This window comes from Pseudomonas sp. 31-12, from assembly GCF_003151075.1.
Classification (GTDB): Bacteria; Pseudomonadota; Gammaproteobacteria; order Pseudomonadales; family Pseudomonadaceae; genus Aquipseudomonas.
The window spans coordinates 5,646,330-5,665,048 of sequence record NZ_CP029482.1 but is presented as its reverse complement, the minus strand read 5'-3'; the positions used below and the strand labels follow the sequence as shown (position 1 = coordinate 5,665,048).

The 18,719-nt window shown below is 59.2% G+C and carries 13 protein-coding genes; 11 read left to right on the top strand and 2 right to left on the bottom strand.

Annotated features, from left to right (window positions below; translation table 11 throughout):
* The first annotated feature begins 11 nt into the window (after positions 1 to 11).
* The 4 genes from DJ564_RS26650 (at position 12) to guaA (ending at position 4,817) form a co-directional block, all read left to right on the top strand.
* Positions 12 to 779: a sulfite exporter TauE/SafE family protein gene (locus DJ564_RS26650; RefSeq protein WP_109634590.1), complete on the top strand. Its 768-nt coding sequence runs from the start codon at positions 12 to 14 to the stop codon at positions 777 to 779.
* A 225-nt stretch (positions 780 to 1,004) separates the two neighbouring features.
* Positions 1,005 to 1,553 carry a sugar ABC transporter ATPase gene (locus tag DJ564_RS26645; RefSeq protein ID WP_109634588.1) on the top strand — a complete coding sequence of 183 codons (549 nt, stop codon included), beginning with the start codon at positions 1,005 to 1,007 and terminating at the stop codon, positions 1,551 to 1,553.
* Positions 1,554 to 1,670: 117 nt separating this feature from the next.
* Positions 1,671 to 3,140, top strand: a complete 1,470-nt coding sequence (gene guaB / locus DJ564_RS26640) for an IMP dehydrogenase (protein ID WP_109634587.1) — start codon at positions 1,671 to 1,673, stop codon at positions 3,138 to 3,140.
* A 99-nt stretch (positions 3,141 to 3,239) separates the two neighbouring features.
* Positions 3,240 to 4,817 carry a glutamine-hydrolyzing GMP synthase gene (guaA, locus tag DJ564_RS26635; RefSeq protein WP_109634585.1) on the top strand — a complete coding sequence of 526 codons (1,578 nt, stop codon included), beginning with the start codon at positions 3,240 to 3,242 and terminating at the stop codon, positions 4,815 to 4,817.
* Positions 4,818 to 4,906: 89 nt separating this feature from the next.
* Here the strand turns inward: guaA and DJ564_RS26630 are convergent, their stop codons facing one another.
* Positions 4,907 to 7,954: a membrane-targeted effector domain-containing toxin gene (locus DJ564_RS26630; RefSeq protein ID WP_109634583.1), complete on the bottom strand. Its 3,048-nt coding sequence runs from the start codon at positions 7,952 to 7,954 to the stop codon at positions 4,907 to 4,909.
* 100 nt (positions 7,955 to 8,054) lie between these two features.
* Positions 8,055 to 8,759, bottom strand: a complete 705-nt coding sequence (gene treR, locus DJ564_RS26625; RefSeq protein ID WP_109634581.1) for a trehalose operon repressor — start codon at positions 8,757 to 8,759, stop codon at positions 8,055 to 8,057.
* Positions 8,760 to 8,995: 236 nt separating this feature from the next.
* On the opposite strand from treR, the gene treP reads away from it, so the two are divergent.
* From treP to tadA, 7 genes are all read left to right on the top strand, one after another.
* Entirely contained in the window at positions 8,996 to 10,438 is a 1,443-nt protein-coding gene (treP, locus tag DJ564_RS26620; RefSeq protein WP_109634579.1) for a PTS system trehalose-specific EIIBC component, read from the top strand.
* Between the two features lie 118 nt (positions 10,439 to 10,556).
* Entirely contained in the window at positions 10,557 to 12,203 is a 1,647-nt protein-coding gene (gene treC, locus DJ564_RS26615; protein WP_109634578.1) for an alpha,alpha-phosphotrehalase, read from the top strand.
* A 105-nt stretch (positions 12,204 to 12,308) separates the two neighbouring features.
* Entirely contained in the window at positions 12,309 to 13,532 is a 1,224-nt protein-coding gene (locus DJ564_RS26610) for a carbohydrate porin (RefSeq protein WP_109636208.1), read from the top strand.
* A gap of 62 nt (positions 13,533 to 13,594) precedes the next feature.
* Positions 13,595 to 16,129 carry a phosphoenolpyruvate--protein phosphotransferase gene (ptsP, locus tag DJ564_RS26605; protein ID WP_109634576.1) on the top strand — a complete coding sequence of 845 codons (2,535 nt, stop codon included), beginning with the start codon at positions 13,595 to 13,597 and terminating at the stop codon, positions 16,127 to 16,129.
* A gap of 2 nt (positions 16,130 to 16,131) precedes the next feature.
* Positions 16,132 to 16,431 (top strand): PTS transporter subunit EIIB, encoded by a 300-nt coding sequence (locus DJ564_RS26600; protein ID WP_109634574.1) that lies wholly within the window; start codon positions 16,132 to 16,134, stop codon positions 16,429 to 16,431.
* A 295-nt stretch (positions 16,432 to 16,726) separates the two neighbouring features.
* Positions 16,727 to 18,103, top strand: a complete 1,377-nt coding sequence (locus DJ564_RS26595; protein WP_109634573.1) for a multicopper oxidase family protein — start codon at positions 16,727 to 16,729, stop codon at positions 18,101 to 18,103.
* The gene (tadA, locus tag DJ564_RS26590; RefSeq protein WP_109634571.1) at positions 18,103 to 18,600 is read left to right on the top strand and encodes a tRNA adenosine(34) deaminase TadA; all 498 of its coding nucleotides are present in this window, start codon (positions 18,103 to 18,105) and stop codon (positions 18,598 to 18,600) included. The genes DJ564_RS26595 and tadA overlap by 1 nt, the downstream gene beginning before the upstream one ends.
* Positions 18,601 to 18,719: the final 119 nt, after the last annotated feature.

The following is an 18,719-nucleotide window of genomic DNA, read 5'->3' as shown; positions in this document are numbered from 1 at the left end:
AAGCCGTGCAAATGAATGTGCTTGAGTTGTTGCACCAATGGCCATTCGGCGCCACGGATTGGCTGGTGATCGGATTGGGCATCGCACTGGCTTACATCGTGTTTGGTATCGCCGGGTTTGGCACGGCGTTGGTGGCGGGGCCGATTCTGATTCTGTTCATGCCGCTATCGAAGATTGTGCCGTTGCTGGTGCTACTGGATTTCGTCGCGGCGTTCGGCAATCTGCTGCCTTCGCGGCGGGATGTGGCGAAACCCGAGTTGCTGCGGCTGCTGCCCTGCATGGCGGTGGGCTGCACGCTGGGGGTGATCTTTCTGCTGAACCTCAAATCCGATGTGTTGTTGCTGTTGATGGGGCTGTTTATCAGCGCCTACGCGATTTACAGCTTGTGGGTCAAAACCCGGCCGACGCAATTGTCCGCCGGTTGGGCTGTGCCGATGGGCACGGTGGGCGGGATGTTCGGAGCATTGTTTGGCAGTGGCGGCTTTTTATATGCGATCTATCTGAACAGCCGGTTGCCGAAAGAGGCGGCGCGGGCGACCCAGAGTGCGCTGATCAGTTGCAGCACCGTGGTGCGCTTGAGCCTGTTTGCCGTCGCCGGTGTCTATGCCGAGCTACCCTTATTGATGCTGGCCGTGTGTTTGTTGCCGGCCATGGCATTGGGGCTGTGGGTCGGGCGGCGATTGACCATGAGATTGTCCCGCGAGGCGTTCGTGCGGCTGGTGACCTGGCTGGTGCTGGCCAGCGGGATTGCCTTGATCGGGCGTTATTTGAGTACTTGACCGGATTTCCTCAGGGATTAAGCTGCCGACCGCAAAATCCTGTGGGAGCGAGCCTTTGTGGCGAGGGGATTTATCCCCGTTCGGCTGCGAAGCAGACGTCAGCTCATTAATGCGATTGGACTTTGAAGTGCTGGGGCCGCTTCGCGACCCAACGGGGATAAATCCCCTCGCCACAAAGGCTCGCTCCCACAAGGGTGGTCATTCAGTATTGGCAGGGCTGCATCCATGAATTCGCAAAGCATCATCGTCCCGAAAATCTCCACGCTGCCGGTGCATGAACCCCGGGCCCGGGCGGTCGTGCGCTGGCTGGTGCGCAAGAACATCGTCAAAGAAGAACTGACCACCTGTGGCCGCACGGGTAATCGCATGGCTCACGCCATCGGCGACGGTGCCCGCGCTGTGGTGCTTCACCCGGAAGCCCTGCCTTTCGGCGAGCCGATCAATGGCCTGGAAATCATCACCAAGCGTTGCATCTACACGCCGGCCAAGGGTTTCCTGGAGGAGGCGGGTTGCGCCGAGTGCCGCAAGGAAGTCGGCGAAGCGCTGTTCGAAAGCCTGGAAGACTGGATGCCGGGGCGCACCGATAACTTCACCTGCCCTGAATGCGGGCATGAAGACGACATCAACGGCTTTCTTTTTCTGCAGGAGTGCGGTTTTTCCAACCTGGGTTTCATCTTCAACAACTGGGCCGAGGCCGGGTTCAAGCAGAGCTTTATCGATGAATTTGCCGATTGGCTCGATCAGCCTGTCAGTTGGGTGAAAGTCGAGCTGTAGGAAGCGACAATCCCCGTATATCAGTAATGCTAATAATAGACAGAGTTTTACATTGAACCCGAGGGGGTGTCTGACTATAATGGCGCGCTTCCATTTTCCCGCTCGGGAGCCCCCGCGATGCTGCGTATCAGCCAAGAAGCTCTGACATTCGACGACATTCTCCTAGTGCCTGGTTATTCCGAGGTGCTTCCTAACGAAGTCAGTCTCAAGACCCGCCTAACCCGTGGCATCGAGCTGAATATTCCTCTGGTTTCTGCCGCCATGGACACCGTCACTGAAGCCCGTCTGGCAATTGCCATGGCTCAGGAAGGTGGCATCGGCATCATCCACAAGAACATGACCATCGAGCAGCAAGCTGCCGAAGTCCGCAAGGTCAAGCGTTACGAAGCCGGTGTGGTCAAGGACCCGATCACGATCGAGGCCGACGCCACGGTTCGTGAACTGTTCGAACTGACCCGCCAGCACAACATCTCCGGCGTTCCGGTTTTGCACAATGGCGACCTGGTCGGCATCGTCACTTCCCGTGACGTGCGTTTCGAAAATCGTCTGGAAGCCACTGTCCGCGAAGTGATGACGCCTAAAGAGCGTCTGGTCACGGTCAAGGAAGGCGCCGACAAGAACGACGTTCGCGAGCTGTTGCACAAACACCGCATCGAACGCGTCCTGATCGTCGACGACAAATTTGCCCTCAAAGGCATGATGACCGTCAACGACATCGAAAAAGCCAAGGCTTACCCGCTGGCCAGCAAGGACGATCAAGGTCGTCTGCGCGTTGGCGCTGCCGTCGGCACCGGTAAAGACACCGGTGACCGCGTCGCTGCCCTGGTCAATGCCGGCGTTGACGTGGTGGTGGTCGACACCGCACACGGTCACTCCAAAGGCGTGATCGACCGCGTTCGCTGGGTCAAACAGAATTTCCCTGAAGTGCAGGTCATCGGCGGCAACATCGCCACCGGCGCTGCCGCCAAGGCCCTGGCCGAAGCCGGCGCTGACGCAGTCAAGGTCGGTATCGGCCCAGGCTCGATCTGCACCACCCGTATCGTCGCCGGTGTCGGCGTCCCGCAAATCAGTGCCATCGCCAACGTCGCCGCTGCCCTTGAAGGCACCGGCGTTCCGTTGATCGCCGACGGCGGCATCCGGTTCTCCGGTGACCTGTCCAAGGCCATCGTAGCGGGTGCTTCCTGCGTGATGATGGGCTCGATGTTCGCCGGTACTGAAGAAGCGCCGGGCGAGATCGAACTGTTTCAGGGTCGTTCGTATAAGGCTTACCGCGGCATGGGTTCGCTGGGCGCCATGTCCCAGGCTCAAGGTTCTTCCGACCGTTACTTCCAGGACTCCTCCGCGGGCGCCGAGAAGCTGGTTCCGGAAGGCATCGAAGGGCGTGTTCCTTATAAGGGCAGCCTGAGCGCCATCATCCATCAACTGATGGGCGGCCTGCGTTCCTCGATGGGCTACACCGGCAGTGCCGACATCGAAGAAATGCGCACCAAGCCTGAGTTCGTGCGGATCACCGGCGCTGGCATGGCCGAGTCCCACGTCCACGACGTACAAATCACCAAAGAAGCGCCAAACTACCGCGTAGGTTGAGGCTTCCAGCAAAAAGTTAAGTAACCGGGGCTGTTTTATTCAGCCCCGAGTTGTTTCTGAATCACGACTGTTTCTGAATTACTTAGACGAGACTGAATCATGGCCCTCGACATTCACGCTCACCGCATCCTGATCCTCGATTTCGGTTCCCAGTACACCCAACTGATTGCCCGCCGCGTGCGTGAAATCGGCGTGTACTGCGAACTGCATCCGTTCGATATGGATGAAGAAGCGATTCGCGAATTCGCTCCAAAAGGCGTCATTCTCGCCGGCGGCCCCGAGTCCGTGCACGAAGCCAACAGCCCTCGCTGCCCGCAAGCGGTGTTCGACCTGGGCGTACCGGTCTTCGGTATCTGCTACGGCATGCAGACCATGGCTGAACAGCTGGGTGGCAAGGTCGAAGGTTCCGAGCTGCGTGAGTTCGGTTACGCCCGTGTCGACGTGGTCGGCAAGAGCCGCCTGCTCGACGGCATCGAAGACCACATCGACGCTGACGGCCTGTTCGGCCTCGACGTGTGGATGAGCCACGGTGACAAAGTTACCAAGATGCCTCAGGAATTCCACATCCTGGCCAGCACCCCGAGCTGCCCGATTGCCGGCATGTTCGACGACGCTCGCGGCTACTACGGCGTGCAGTTCCACCCGGAAGTGACCCACACCAAGCAGGGCGGTCGCATCCTGTCGCGCTTCATCCTCGACATCTGCGGCTGTGAAGCCCTGTGGACGCCGTCGAAGATCGCTGAAGACGCCATCGCTCAAGTGCGCGCTCAGGTCGGCACCGACAACGTCTTGCTCGGCCTGTCCGGCGGTGTTGATTCCTCGGTGGTTGCCGCGCTGTTGCACAAAGCCATCGGCGACCAGCTGACCTGCGTCTTCGTCGACAACGGCCTGCTGCGTCTGCACGAAGGCGAGCAAGTGATGGCCATGTTCGCCGAGAACATGGGCGTCAAGGTGATCCGCGCCAACGCTGAAGACCAGTTCCTCGACAACCTGGCTGGCGAAAGCGACCCAGAGAAGAAGCGCAAGATCATCGGCCGTACCTTCATCGACGTCTTCGATGCCCAGTCCAACAAACTGGACAACATCAAGTACCTCGCTCAGGGCACCATCTACCCGGACGTGATCGAGTCGGCTGGCGCCAAAAGCGGCAAGGCTCACGTGATCAAGTCGCACCACAACGTGGGTGGCTTGCCGGAAGAAATGAACCTCAAGCTGGTTGAACCCCTGCGCGAGCTGTTCAAGGACGAAGTCCGTCGTCTGGGCCTGGAACTCGGCCTGCCGTACGACATGGTCTACCGTCACCCGTTCCCGGGCCCGGGCCTGGGCGTGCGGATCCTCGGTGAAGTGAAGAAGGAATACGCCGACCTGCTGCGTCGCGCCGACCACATCTTCATCGAAGAACTGCGCAAGGCCGACTGGTACCACAAGGTCAGCCAGGCATTCGTGGTGTTCCAGCCGGTGAAATCGGTTGGCGTTGTAGGCGATGGCCGTCGTTACGCATGGGTCGTGGCCCTGCGTGCAGTGGAAACCATCGACTTCATGACCGCGCGTTGGGCGCACCTGCCTTACGAACTGCTGGAAACCGTCAGCGGCCGGATCATCAACGAAATCGAAGGCATCTCCCGCGTCACTTACGACGTGTCGAGCAAGCCGCCAGCGACGATCGAGTGGGAGTGATCCCGGTCTGACTGATCGTCCGTGACAACCGAAAGGCCCCGTGAATGTGAGTTCACGGGGCCTTTTGCGTATCGCGGTACGGTGTTTTCCTACACGGGCAAGCGTCCTTCGAGTTTCATGCCCATGCGGGTGAGGGCGTGCGAGAGATCGACCAGTCCAGGGTAAGGTTTTTGATGGATATCGGCCCAGGCGGGGCGATTGACCAGGTATTGCCCATCGGCTGTTCGTTCAACCAGCGTTTCGGTGATCAGACCGGTCCTGCTGCGATGGATCAGTGTCCAGGCTCCATTGGATTCCTTGAAGGAGAACATTCCCTGACGGAACAGGATGCGATCTATTTCAACCGGGGTTCGTTGCAGCATGGGCAAGGGGACCTGCAGGTTGATATCGGCATACAAGGTGTCGAAATCTCCATGAAAGTTGACGGGAAGCGGGCTGGCATTACGGCCCACCTCTACGCCGTGATCTATCTCTATTTGCAGGCTGTGTTCGGGAAGTACCTCCTCAATACGCAAACCGATACCGCCATTCATTTCACTGATGCCGGCCATCCCTCTAAAGGTATTGGTGTTTTCCTGGCCTGTCAGTACGACCCATTTACCTGATCTGCCAAGCGCTTCATCGGCACGCATGATCGCAGTGGTGAGGTAGTTTTTAATGGATTGTTCCTGAACGTCAATGAAGGACGATGCTGGATAGCGGTAACTTGCGAGACAGTCGATCGCCTGGATCCGGATACCGTTCTCGCGAGCCACCTTGACGACCTCAAGGGGGGTGAACTGTCCGGTCGGATCGCTTTGTAACTGCTTCAGATACTTTTCGAGCATGCCGTCCATCTTTTCGCTTCTGGCGAAAGTATTCAGGTCTAACTGATTGAAATCGTTGAGCAAGCGATGCATATAGATTGTCTTGACGCCTTGCCGGGCCAATGTCTGCATGTTCTCGATCAGGAACTGCATGCTGGCAATTCGATCCTGGCTTTCACCAATCACTAACCCGGGCGCGGCGTCGAATATCTTCTCGATGAGTTCCTGCACGGTCATGGATGGCGTAATGACGGGTTGTACCGGACGTGCTGGTAATGAGGAAAAAAAGTTCTTTTTCGAAAGCGCGGCGCGAGTATCGCTCAATAGGGTTGCGCGACGTCCAGCGACGAACTCTTCATACGGAGTCATCCCTTTTAGGCGCCCATCGGGAAGGTTGATGACTTTTATATGCGTTTCTTTTTTACCTAGCGCCAGGACGTTAAGTGACCGCCCATTGGGGGTATCGTATTTCGTCGAGGGTACGCGAAGTTCTTCCGGTGGTCGGACAGGGGCGGGCAACCGGGACGGTCCCGGAACAGCGGCGAGGTCGTCGTTGCCGCCAGCCTTTAAACCGGATTTCGGTATCAGCTCCCACTTGCCTTCGCCATTCAAACGGACGGGTATCGATCCTGAGGAGGCGTGAGGATTTGCCGGGTCGATGATGGCCCAGTTACCGCCGCCGTTGATGTCGGCTTCGTAGCGCACGTAGTAAGCCACGTCGTTCATCATGATGGCCGTCGAGGGGTTGGAGTTGAGTGTGTAGATGCCCTGGAACTTGCCACTGGTGGCGAGTGGCGCCTCACTTTCCAGAATCTCGTTGCTTTGCCAGTTCTCTGGTACTTCAAGGTGCTGTGCCGGTGCCGGTCTCAGGGGGATGAACTCTTGAAGTTGAGTGGTTGCGCGCTCTGAACCGTCAGATACCTCCGGGTCTTGTGCACCGATCGGCTCAGAAGGGTTGTTGGCCTCCTGCAGCCTGGCCATTTCGGCGGCTTCGGCGGCCTCGGCTGAAGCGCCGACTTCCTCCAGAACTTCGACCTCCTTGAGCAGCGGAAGGTTGAACAGGAGGTTGATGCCATCCAGCACGGCGCCTTTGACGCCGGCCTTGCGCTCCGCCACGGTTTTGCCGTTGACGGCCTTGTCGATGTTCAAGCCCATTGAAGCGATGCTGGCTCCAATCACCGGCAGCGCAATCGGCCAGCCGAGCAGTGCCAGCGGTCCGAAGACGTGCAGCCCGGCAGTCAGGTAGCCGAGCCACATGCCTTTGCGCAGTTGTCCATTGGTGACCAGGGACAGATCCGCTTCTTCCGACATCGCGCTCCGGACATTGCCGCTCAGCCATGTAAACGCGTCGCCGCCGATGGTGATGTTCTTCTGATTGATCAAATGGTGGTCGTATTTGCCCCACGTGCCCACCAACTGATTCATCAGGGGCGTGATGTTGTCGTGGATTTCCTGACGCACCGACAGCGGGAAATGGGTCATGAATTCGGCATAGCGCGCGTCATCGTTCATTTGCAGCAAGATCCACCAATGCATGTCCGTCAGCGTCGGATGCACATGGAAGGCTTCTGCGGCGCCGGGAACGTAGGTGATTTGCCGGCCACTGCTGTCGACAATGCGCAGAATATCCGTGGCGACATGCCCGGCGACGTCAAGGGCGCACACCCGCAGGTCGGGGGGAACAGAGGTTTGCGCACGCAAGGTCTCCAGGGTGATCGGCCAGCTTTTGTCAGCGGCGACGGCCCGGATGAGGGTTTGAAACTCTTCCTCCTGGAGCGTACCGTTTTCCCGTGCCTCGACGGCTTTACTCAGGAAATTGCATTTCGCCAAGGCCCGGTAGTCATCGAAATGTGCGCTCCAGTAGGCGTTCAGTTTGTTCAGATAACGGTCGCTGAAGGTCTCGTGCCAGAAGTCCTTGAGCACTTCGCTGGGGTACATCCGCACTTCATTGGTTTCGTTGAAAATGCTCGCGGTAGCGTCAGCGGTGTAAAACCCGCCGTAAGCGTCCAGTTGGTCGGCGTAGTCCTGATCGGTGACGTAATACCGATGAATGACCAGTTGAGTCAGGGTCATTGATTCACTGGGTTTAGGACCGTGTTCCCAGCCGAGGAAGGCCTTGGTGCTGCTGGCTGACACATTGTTGAACCGATGCCACCAGACCCGATCCGGGTCCAGGCCGGTAATGCCATGCTTTGCGAGGATTTCGGTGGCCATCGCATGGGCTTCTTCCTGCAAGTCGGGACAGGCCGTGACGATGACGGGCGCGATGACTTTCAGCTGATCCTTATCGGCGGCAGTGGTGGGCACTTCAATTTGTTGATCAACAGGCATGCTCTCGCTCCTTGAGAAAATGGGCGGTGAGAATGGCCCATTTGCTCAAGGCAAGTGCACTACATAGTTATGCCCAAACGCGATTCTGAAGCGTGTAGGGTCAGCGCCGTGCCACATCCGAAAAGTAGAATTTGTCGAGGGTATGCCGAGATTCGGTGTACTCGAACTGGCGACCGTCCTGCAGGAAGGTCTGGTTGCTGACCACGATCACATGGCTTTGGCCGTCGAGGTCCAGATGGTGCTGGTCGTCCTTGCTCCGCGGCACTGCTTCGATAGTGCGCTGGGCGTAGGCGATTTGCAGTTGCAGGGTCTGCTCGATAAAGGCGTAGATCGACTGCTCGGCGATGTCGCGGGACAGGTCGGGAATCACGTCGCTGACAAAATGGTTGATATCGAGGATCACGCGTTTGCCGTCGATGCGCCGCACGCGTTTGATCCGCGTGATCAGGCTGCCTTCTTCAGCCTTGATGTGTTCGAGCAGCGGGCCTTCGAGGGGTATTTGGGTGAATTCCACCACCTCGGTGCTGACGTCGTTGCCCAGTCGCGGATAGGTCTCCTGGAAGCTGACGATGCCGCCTAACTGGAACTCGATCGGGTTGGTCGACAGCACGAAGGTGCCTTTGCCGTGGACTTTCTGGGCGAAACCACGCTCCTGCAATTGCTCGATGGCCTTGCGCACGGTGCCGCGGCTGGCATGGTAGCTGTCCATCAATTCGGTTTCAGAAGGCAACCGTGCGCCGCGTTCCAGACGTTCGGTCGTGATACTGGCAAGCAGATCGCTGTAGATCTGGTTGTATTTACTCATGGGGATGGCTCTGTGCCGCGATGTACTCAAGGTTTCGAACCTTAAGGGCAGGGTAGGGGTTTGTCCATGCAGCTTTAGGTTTCATCCCTTCTAGGAGTAGGAAACTTCGCCGCCGGTCGGGTTCAGAATAAACAAAATCAAACTCGTCTGTACGAGTTGTTGCTTTAACTCGTACAGACGAGTACTTTTCGCTTCGGCGTGCTGCCAAAAACAAAAAACTACAGCGGAAGAAAAGCATGAGCCACGACTATCCGAATATCGCCAGCGAGCTGCTGCAAAGCCTCGGCGGCAGCGACAACCTCGAGCAGGCCGCGCACTGCGTCACACGCCTGCGCCTGGCCCTCAAGGACCCGAGCCTGGTCAACAGCGCCACACTGAACCAGATCGACCTAGTCAAAGGCTCGTTCTTCACTGGCGGCTTGTTCCAGGTGGTCATCGGCCCCGGCGAAGTTGAAAAGGTCTACGCCGAACTGCGCCGTCAAACCGGTCTCGCCGCTTCAACCATCGCCGACGTTAAACAAAAAAGCGCCGACAAGATAAACGCCATGCAGCGTCTGGTGCGGGTGTTTTCCGACGTGTTCATGCCGATCCTGCCGGCGCTGATCATTGCGGGGCTGTTGATGGGCATCAACAACCTGATCGGCGCCAAGGGCATGTTCATCGAGGGCCAGACCCTGCTGGACGCCTACCCGAAACTCGACGGGCTCTGGAGCCTGATCAACCTGATGGCCAACACTTCGTTTGTGTTCCTGCCTGCCTTGGTCGGCTGGTCGGCGGCCAAGCGATTTGGTGGCAGTGAAATCCTCGGTATCGTGCTCGGTCTGATGCTCGTTCACCCCGATCTGCTCAATGCCTGGAACTACGGAAAGGCTGTTGCGGGTCTCGACGGCCAGAGCCTTCCGTACTTCGACATCCTCGGGCTGTTCCAGATCGAAAAGGTCGGTTACCAGGGGCAGATCCTGCCGATCTTGCTGGCGGCCTATGTGATGAGCGTCATCGAAAAATGGCTGCGGGCGCGGGTGCCGAACGCGGTGCAATTGTTGGTGGTGCCGATTACCACCATCGTCGTCACCGGTGTGCTGGCACTGGCCGTCATCGGCCCGGTGACCCGTCATCTGGGGATTCTCATCACCGAAGGCGTGGTCATGCTGTTCGACCTCGCACCCATGGTCGGCGGGGCGATTTTCGGGCTGCTCTACGCGCCGCTGGTGATCACCGGCATGCACCACATGTTCCTCGCAGTCGACTTGCAACTGATCTCCACCCAGGGCGGCACGTTCATCTGGCCGATGATCGTCATGTCCAACCTCGCCCAGGGCAGCGCGGCACTGGCGGTGTTCTACATGACCCGCAATGTGCGCGATAAAAGCATGGCCTCGACCTCGGCGATTTCCGCCTATTTCGGCATCACCGAACCGGCCATGTTCGGGGTCAACCTGCGCTACAAATTTCCGTTCTATGCGGCCCTGTGCGGTTCGGCCCTGGGCTGCATCTTCCTGTCGATGAACAAGGTCCAGGCCTCGGCCATCGGGGTCGGCGGCTTGCCTGGTTTCATCTCGATCATTCCGCAGTTCATTCCGATGTTCGTGATCGGGATGGTCATCGCGATGGTGGTGCCGTTTGTTCTGACCTGTGGGTTGAGCATGAAGATTGTCCGGCCAGGGTTTCGGGTCGCCTGAAAGATCGCATTCGCGAGCAAGCTCGCTCCCACAGGTTGACCGCATTCCAATGTGGGAGCGGGCTTGCTCGCGAAGGGGCCCTCAAGGCCCTTACAAAACTTATTGAAGGAATAGCGCCATGCAAGACTGGCAACGTTCGGTGATCTACCAGATCTACCCGAAGAGTTTTCACAGCCACGCCGGCAACCCCACGGGTGATTTGCTCGGCGTCGTGGCCAAGCTCGATTACCTGCACTGGCTGGGTGTCGGTTGCCTGTGGATCACGCCGTTCCTGCGTTCGCCCCAGCGCGACAATGGTTACGACATCAGCGATTACTACGCCATCGACCCAAGCTACGGGACCATGGCCGATTGCGAGTTATTGATCGCCGAGGCCGGCAAGCGCGGGATCAAGTTGATGCTCGATATCGTGGTCAACCACACCTCGATCGAGCACACCTGGTTCCAGCAGGCCCGCAGCAGCCTCGACAACCCGTACCGCGACTTCTACATCTGGCGCGATCAGCCGAACAACTGGGAATCCAAGTTCGGCGGTTCGGCCTGGGAATACGAGGCGCAAACCGGCCAATACTTCCTGCATCTGTTCGATCACACCCAGGCCGACCTGAATTGGGACAACCCGAAGGTGCGCGCCGAAGTCTTCAAGATGATGCGTTTCTGGCGCGATAAAGGCGTGGGCGGTTTCCGTCTCGATGTGATCAATCTGATCTCCAAACCGGCGGATTTCCCCGAGGACAACACCGACGGGCGACGCTTCTACACCGACGGCCCGAACGTGCACGAGTACTTGCAGCAAATGCACCGCGAAGTCTTCGAAGGTCACGACCTGATCAACGTTGGCGAGATGTCCTCCACCAGCCTTGAGCACTGCATTCGCTACTCGAAGCCGGATTCAAAAGAACTGTCGATGACGTTCAACTTCCACCATCTGAAGGTCGATTACCCGAACCTGCAGAAGTGGATCCGCGCCGACTTCGACTTCCTCCAACTCAAGCGCATCCTCTCGGACTGGCAGACCGGTATGCAGGCCGGCGGTGGCTGGAATGCGCTGTTCTGGTGTAACCACGACCAGCCGCGCGTGGTCTCGCGTTTTGGCCATGACGGCGAGCATCGCGTGGTGTCGGCGAAGATGCTCGGCACCGCGCTGCACTTCCTTCAGGGCACGCCGTTTGTGTATCAGGGCGAAGAGTTGGGCATGACCAATCCGGGGTTTGATCACATCGATCAGTATCGCGATGTCGAGACACTGAACATCTTCCGGCTCAAGCGCGAAGCCGGTGCGAGCGATGCCGACAACATGGCGGCAATCATGCAGAAGTCCCGGGACAACGGCCGTACGCCGATGCACTGGAACGCCGAGCCGAACGCCGGATTCAGCGCCGCAGAACCCTGGATCGGCGTACCGGCCAACGCGACGCAGATCAACGTCGCCTCCCAGCTCGACGACCCGGATTCCGTGTTGCATCACTATCGTCAGTTGATTGCCCTGCGCCGCAGTGAAGCGCTGATCTGCGATGGCGTCTATCGGCAGTTGTTGCCGGAGCACACGCAGATCTGGGCGTATGTCCGCGAAGGGAATGGCGAACGTTTGCTGGTACTGAACAACTTCTATGGCACGCCGTGCGAAGTCGAACTGACGGATGATGTGATCAGCGAAGCGATGGCTCAGCGTCTGGTCATCAGCAACTACCCGGACTGCCCGCAGCGAAATCGGCAGATTCTTCTCAGGCCCTATGAGTCATTCGTTTTGCACCTGACCGACTGACCGACCACTAAAAAACACCGACTTTAAAAACACGCAGAACGCTGCGCGGGGGAGTTTTGCGCGCCGAATTTGCAGAACAACACAATAAAAATAATGGGGTGGTTCTTGAAAACAACACTAAATCGCAGCCTTGCTGTCGCGAGCGTATGCCTGGCGTTGCCATTGTCGGCGCAGGCCCTGGAGTTCGGCGGTTACTTGCGCAGCGGCGTCGGAACGTCGGTCAACAGTGGTAAACAGCAGTGTTTCCAGCTGCCCGGCGCGCAGACCAAATACCGCTTGGGCAACGAGTGTGAGCAGTATGGTGAACTCGAACTACGCCAGGACCTGTACACCCTGGACGACGGTTCGGTGCTGAGTGTCGACGGCATGGCTTCGCTGTATAACCAGTACGACAAGGACCTGACGTTCAACGAGGATAACGGCTCGATCCGCTTGCCACAGCTTTACGCGCAATGGTCGAACATGCCGAGCCTCAACGGCGGCTCGTTGTGGGCCGGTCGACGTTACTACAAGCGGAACGACATCCATATTTCCGACTTCTACTACTGGAACCAGAGCGCCACCGGCGGCGGTATCGAGGATGTGCTGATCGGCGATCTGAAATACAGCTATGCCTTTTCACGCAAGGACAACCTGTACCAGAAGGACTACATCAATCGTCACGATTTCAACGTTGCCGGTTTTAACACCAACCCCGGTGGTGAACTGGAATTCGGCCTGAGCTACATCGACAAACCCGACAGCAGCGATGCACATCGCGGCTGGGCAATCACCACGCAGCATGTGCAGAAAGGTTTCCTGGGCGGCAAGAACAAACTGGCCTTCCAGTATGGCGAAGGCCCCGGCACCGGGTTGGGCTATACCGGTAACGTGAAACTGGATGACAGCAACAAAAGCTATCGGGTGGTGGAGTTCTTCGACTGGCAAGTGACACCGCGGTTCGGTGGGCAAGTCGAGGCGGTTTACCAGAAAGACATTCGCCCGGACGGTGCCGACCAGAACTGGATTTCCCTGGGGATTCGCCCGGCCTACGCGATCACCGAGCAGTTTAAGCTGGTGACCGAACTGGGTCACGATCAGGTCGAAGCCGAGGGCGGCACACGCAAGCTGAGCAAGTTCACCTTCGCTCCGACGTGGTCGCCCAAAGGCCCGGAATTCTGGGCTCGCCCCGAGGTGCGTCTGTATTACACCTATGCCAGCTGGAACGAGGCGGCCAAACGGGCGGCCAATGAACTGGCGGCGGGTTCGGCGTTGTCCGATACCGGCGCCTTCGGCACGGCGCGGCACGGCTCGAATGTCGGATTGCAGGTCGAGTACTGGTGGAAATAAGCGATGCTGTCGGAGCATCGCGCTCCATCGGCACTTCAAAGAACAAAACAGCAGGTGACGTCATGGCCACACCCCAACAATTGCAACTGCACGCCCCGTTGTCCGGCGTATTGATGCCACTGGACCTCGTGCCCGATCCAGTGTTTTCCAGCCGCGTGATCGGCGATGGCCTGTGCATCGATCCGACTTCATCGACCTTGTGTGCGCCGCTGGCCGGGGTTGTCAGCAATGTGCAGGCCAGTGGGCATGCGGTCAGCATCACCGACGAAAACGGCGTGCAGGTGTTGATGCACATCGGCCTCGACACGGTGAACCTGGCAGGCAATGGGTTCACCCGGCTGGTCGAGGAGGGACAGCAGGTTGACGTCGGGCAGGCGCTGATCGAATTCGATGCCGATTTTGTTGCGACGAATGCCCGCAGCCTGCTGACGTTGATGCTGGTGGTCAGCGGTGAGCCGTTCGCCTGGGTGACGCCGGAAACGGGCCTGGTGGAAAGTGGTCAGCCGCTCCTGAGTTTGAATCCGATTGAGCAGGGGACGGATGCACCGGTAGTGGAAGAAGACGAAGCAGTGTTCTCCAAACCGGTGACACTGGCCAATCCGAATGGCTTGCACGCCCGTCCGGCCGCGGTGTTCGCCCAGGCGGCGAAAGGTTTTTCGGCGAGCATTTGCCTGCATAAGAAGCAGGAGAGTGCGAACGGGAAATCCCTGGTGGCGATCATGGCGTTGCAGACGGCTCACGGTGACGTTTTGCAAGTCAGCGCGGCCGGTCCGGACGCTGAAGCGGCGATCAAGACATTGACTGACCTGCTGAGGACGGGATGCGGTGAAGCGGTGGAAGCTTCGGCGCAGGTTGAGACGAATGCGATCGAGGCTTCATCGTCGACGGTGCTGCGTGGGGTTTGCGCATCACCCGGATCGGCGTTTGGCCAGGTGGTGCAGATAGCCGAACAAAACCTGGAAGTGAATGAACTCGGCACTACACCGCAGGCTGAACGCGATCATCTGTCTCGCGCCTTGGCCGAGGCGCTGGTGGATCTGCAACAGTTGCGTGACAGCGCCATTGGCGACGCGCAGGCAGACATCTTCAAGGCGCATCAGGAACTGCTCGAAGACCCGGGTTTGCTGGAAGTGGCTCACGTGCAGATCAACGAAGGCAAAAGCGCCGGTTTCGCTTGGCGTACGGCCACCGAGTCGGCCGCCACCTTGTTCAAAAACCTGGGCAATGCGTTGCTCGCAGAGCGGGCTGCGGATCTGGCCGATGTGAGTCAGCGGGTGCTCAAGTTGATCCTTGGCCTACAGGATCAGGCAATGGAGCTGCCGGAAGGGGCGATCCTGATCGCCGAACAACTGACACCGTCGCAGACCGCGGGGCTCGATACTCGCAAGGTACTGGGTTTCGCCACGGTCGGCGGTGGCGCCACGAGCCACGTCGCGATCCTCGCCCGGGCGTTCGGGTTGCCGGCGATCTGCGGGCTGCCGGTGCAAGTGCTGGCGCTGGTCAACGGCACCCAGGTGCTGCTCGATGCTGACAAGGGCGAGCTGCAGCTGGATCCGGATCTACAGGCCATCGAACAGCTGCAAGCCAAACGGCAGCTGCAACAGCAACGCCAGCAACATGAGTTGGCGAACGCAACGCAGGCCGCCTGTACCCGCGACGGTCATCACTTTGAAGTCACGGCCAACATCGCTTCGCTGGCTGAAGCCGAACAGGCTATGGCACTGGGAGGCGAGGGCGTCGGTTTGCTGCGTTCGGAGTTTCTTTATCTGGATCGCAACCATGCACCGAGCCATGACGAGCAGGCGTCTATCTACAGCGCCATCGCCAAGACACTTGGGCCGACGCGCAATCTGGTGGTGCGCACCCTGGACGTTGGCGGTGACAAGCCTCTGGCCTACGTGCCGATGGACAGCGAAACCAACCCGTTCCTGGGCATGCGCGGGATTCGTTTATGCCTGGAGCGCCCGCAGCTTTTGCGCGATCAGTTCAAGGCCATTCTGAACAGCGCCGGGCTGGCCCGGCTGCACATCATGCTGCCGATGGTGACGCAGCTTTCGGAGTTGCGTCTGGCTCGGCAACTGCTTGAAGAGGAGGTGCTGGCGTTGGGCCTCACGGAACTTCCCAAGCTGGGCATCATGATCGAAGTGCCGGCGGCGGCACTGATGGCTGATCTGTTTGCGCCCGAAGTGGATTTCTTCTCCATCGGCACCAACGACCTCACGCAATACACCCTGGCCATGGATCGCGATCACCCTCGTCTGGCCAGTCAGGCCGACAGCTTTCATCCGGCGGTGCTGCGCTTGATTGCCAGCACCGTGAAGGCCGCGCACGCCCACGGCAAGTGGGTCGGTGTGTGTGGCGCCATGGCCTCCGAGACGCTGGCCGTGCCGCTGTTGCTGGGGCTGGGGGTGGATGAGCTGTCAGTGAGTGTGCCGTTGATTCCGGCCATCAAGGCGGCCGTTCGCGAAGTGGATCTGGTGGACTGCCAGGCCATTGCCCAACAGGTCCTGGGTCTGGAAAGTGCCGGGCAGGTGCGCGAGGCGTTGCGCCTGTATCACGAGGCGACGGTCGATACTTCACTGGTTCTGGAGAACTGAACATGTTCGAGAAAATGCAGCGAGCGTTCTGGAAAGCGTTGACGCCGGATCTGGTGGTTGATGAGCCGAAGGTAATTGCTCAGCCTGTTTCCGGGCTGGCGCCAGAAGTCGTAGCCGCGCTGGGCGGTGTGGATAACCTCAAGTCGCAGCAGCCTGTGGCGCTGACCCGGGTGCGGGTGGAGTTGCGGGATGTGTCGCGGATGGATCGGCAGGCATTGAATGTGGCTGGGGTGCCAGGAGTCATGATGCTGGGCGAAGGCGTTGTGCATTTGTTGATGGGATTGGTAGCTGCCGGACGTTAGTTGATCAGATTCAAGAGCCACCCCTCACCCCAGCCCTCTCCCCACGGGGGAGAGGGGGAAAGGGAGCAGATCTTCAAGCTTTTCAAACCTGAGTTCGGCTCGATTTTTCAGGTCGATGTAGCTCCAGGAACAACTCGGTCAGTCCCCTCTACCCCCTGGGGAGAGGGTTAGGGTGAGGGGTGGCTCTCTGCGGCCATCCGCCGCCCCACCCTTACCGTTTCTCATCCGCAGGTGTATCGTATTCGCCTTTTACAGGCCCTCGGGCCTGTCGCTGATACGTGAGGTAGTTGAGTTCATGTCCTTTACCCGTCGCCAAATCCTCGGTGGCCTGGCCGGTCTTGTTGTCGTTGGTGTCGGAGCGGGGGGCGCGTCGCGGTACTGGCTGGGCAAGATGGCTGACGCTGACGCCGGCCACGACTATGAACTGATCGCAGCACCGCTGGATGTCGAACTGGTCGCTGGGCACAAGACCCCAGCCTGGGCGTTCGGCCCGTCGGCGCCAGGCACCGAGTTGCGGGTGCGTCAGGGCGAATGGCTGCGGGTGCGCTTCATCAACCATCTGCCGGTGGCGACCACCATTCACTGGCACGGCATTCGCCTGCCACTGGAGATGGACGGTGTTCCGTACGTTTCGCAATTGCCGGTGTTGCCGGGCGAATACTTCGACTACAAATTCCGCGTGCCGGACGCCGGCAGTTACTGGTATCACCCGCACGTGAACAGCAGCGAAGAACTCGGCCGTGGCCTTGTCGGCCCGCTGATCGTCGAAGAGCGCGAGCCTACCGGTTTCAAGTACGAGAAAACCCTGAGCCTCAAGAGCTGGCACGTTGATGAAGAGGGCGCTTTCGTAGCGTTCAGCATTCCTCGCGAGGCCGCCCGTGGTGGCACGGCGGGGCGCCTCTCGACCATCAACGGTGTCTCGCAAGCGGTGATTGACTTGCCCGCCGGGCAAATCACCCGTGTGCGCCTGCTCAACCTCGATAACACGCTGACCTATCGCCTCAACATTCCCGGCGTCGAAGCGCAGATCTATGCGTTGGACGGCAATCCCGTAGAACCGCGGCCCATGGGCAAGGAATACTGGCTCGGCCCGGGCATGCGCATCTGCCTGGCGATCAAGGCGCCGCCCGTCGGTGTGGAATTGTCCCTGCGCAACGGCCCGGTTCGCCTGGGCACATTGCGCTCGGTAGCGAATACCGATGCACCCACCGAATGGCCGCCCGCGCTGCCCGCCAACCCGGTGGCAGAACCGGACCTGGCCAATGCCGAGAAACTCAACTTCAATTTCGAATGGGTAGGCTCGGTGTCGGTCAACGTCGACAACGGCAAGCCGCCGAGCTTGTGGCAGATCAACGGCAAGGCCTGGGACATCACCGACAAGACCTGTGCTGACCGGCCGATTGCCAAGCTCGAGAAGGGCAAGAGCTACATTTTCGAATTGAAGAACATGACTCAGTATCAGCACCCGATTCACCTGCACGGCATGAGTTTCAAGGTCATCGCCTCGAACCGGCACAAGGTCATTCCGTACTTCACCGACACCTACCTGCTGGGCAAGAACGAGCGCGCGCGAGTTGCGTTGGTGGCGGATAACCCCGGCGTGTGGATGTTCCATTGCCACGTGATCGATCACATGGAAACCGGCCTGATGGCCGCCATCGAGGTGGCCTGATGCGTCAGATTCGTCCCGCCGCGATCATCGACCGTAGCCGCGACCGCGACTTCATGCGCGAAGCCCTGGCCCTGGCCGCACAAGGCGCGGCGCTGGGTGAAGTGCCCGTGGGCGCAGTGCTGGTGCAAGACGGCGAAATTATTGGTCGCGGCTTCAACTGCCCGATCAGCGGCAACGACCCGAGTGCCCATGCCGAGATGGTCGCGATCCGCGCCGCAGCGTTGGCCGCCAGCAACTATCGGCTGCCGGGCAGCACGCTGTACGTGACCCTTGAGCCGTGCAGCATGTGCGCCGGGCTGATCGTGCATTCACGGATTGCGCGGGTGGTGTATGGCGCTCTGGAGCCGAAAGCGGGGATTGTGCAGAGTCAGGGGCAGTTTTTTACCCAGGGCTTCCTGAATCACCGGGTGCTCTATGAAGGAGGGGTGTTAGCCGAGGAGTGTGGCGCCGTATTGAGCGAATTCTTCAAGGCCCGCAGAGCCAAACCTTCAGAATAAACACCGGCCCCTGTGGGAGCGGGCTTGCCCGCGATGGCGTCGGCACATCAAACATTGATTTTGACTGAACCAACGCTATCGCGGGCAAGCCCGCTCCCACAGGTTTATCTGGTGTCTGG

Coding starts and splice junctions, on each gene's coding strand:
- DJ564_RS26650 (WP_109634590.1), top strand. CDS start 12: ATGAATGTGCTTGAGTTGTTGCACCAATGGCCATTCGGCGCCACGGAT.
- DJ564_RS26645 (WP_109634588.1), top strand. CDS start 1,005: ATGAATTCGCAAAGCATCATCGTCCCGAAAATCTCCACGCTGCCGGTG.
- guaB (WP_109634587.1), top strand. CDS start 1,671: ATGCTGCGTATCAGCCAAGAAGCTCTGACATTCGACGACATTCTCCTA.
- guaA (WP_109634585.1), top strand. CDS start 3,240: ATGGCCCTCGACATTCACGCTCACCGCATCCTGATCCTCGATTTCGGT.
- DJ564_RS26630 (WP_109634583.1), bottom strand. CDS start 7,954: ATGCCTGTTGATCAACAAATTGAAGTGCCCACCACTGCCGCCGATAAG.
- treR (WP_109634581.1), bottom strand. CDS start 8,759: ATGAGTAAATACAACCAGATCTACAGCGATCTGCTTGCCAGTATCACG.
- treP (WP_109634579.1), top strand. CDS start 8,996: ATGAGCCACGACTATCCGAATATCGCCAGCGAGCTGCTGCAAAGCCTC.
- treC (WP_109634578.1), top strand. CDS start 10,557: ATGCAAGACTGGCAACGTTCGGTGATCTACCAGATCTACCCGAAGAGT.
- ptsP (WP_109634576.1), top strand. CDS start 13,595: ATGGCCACACCCCAACAATTGCAACTGCACGCCCCGTTGTCCGGCGTA.
- DJ564_RS26600 (WP_109634574.1), top strand. CDS start 16,132: ATGTTCGAGAAAATGCAGCGAGCGTTCTGGAAAGCGTTGACGCCGGAT.
- DJ564_RS26595 (WP_109634573.1), top strand. CDS start 16,727: ATGTCCTTTACCCGTCGCCAAATCCTCGGTGGCCTGGCCGGTCTTGTT.
- tadA (WP_109634571.1), top strand. CDS start 18,103: ATGCGTCAGATTCGTCCCGCCGCGATCATCGACCGTAGCCGCGACCGC.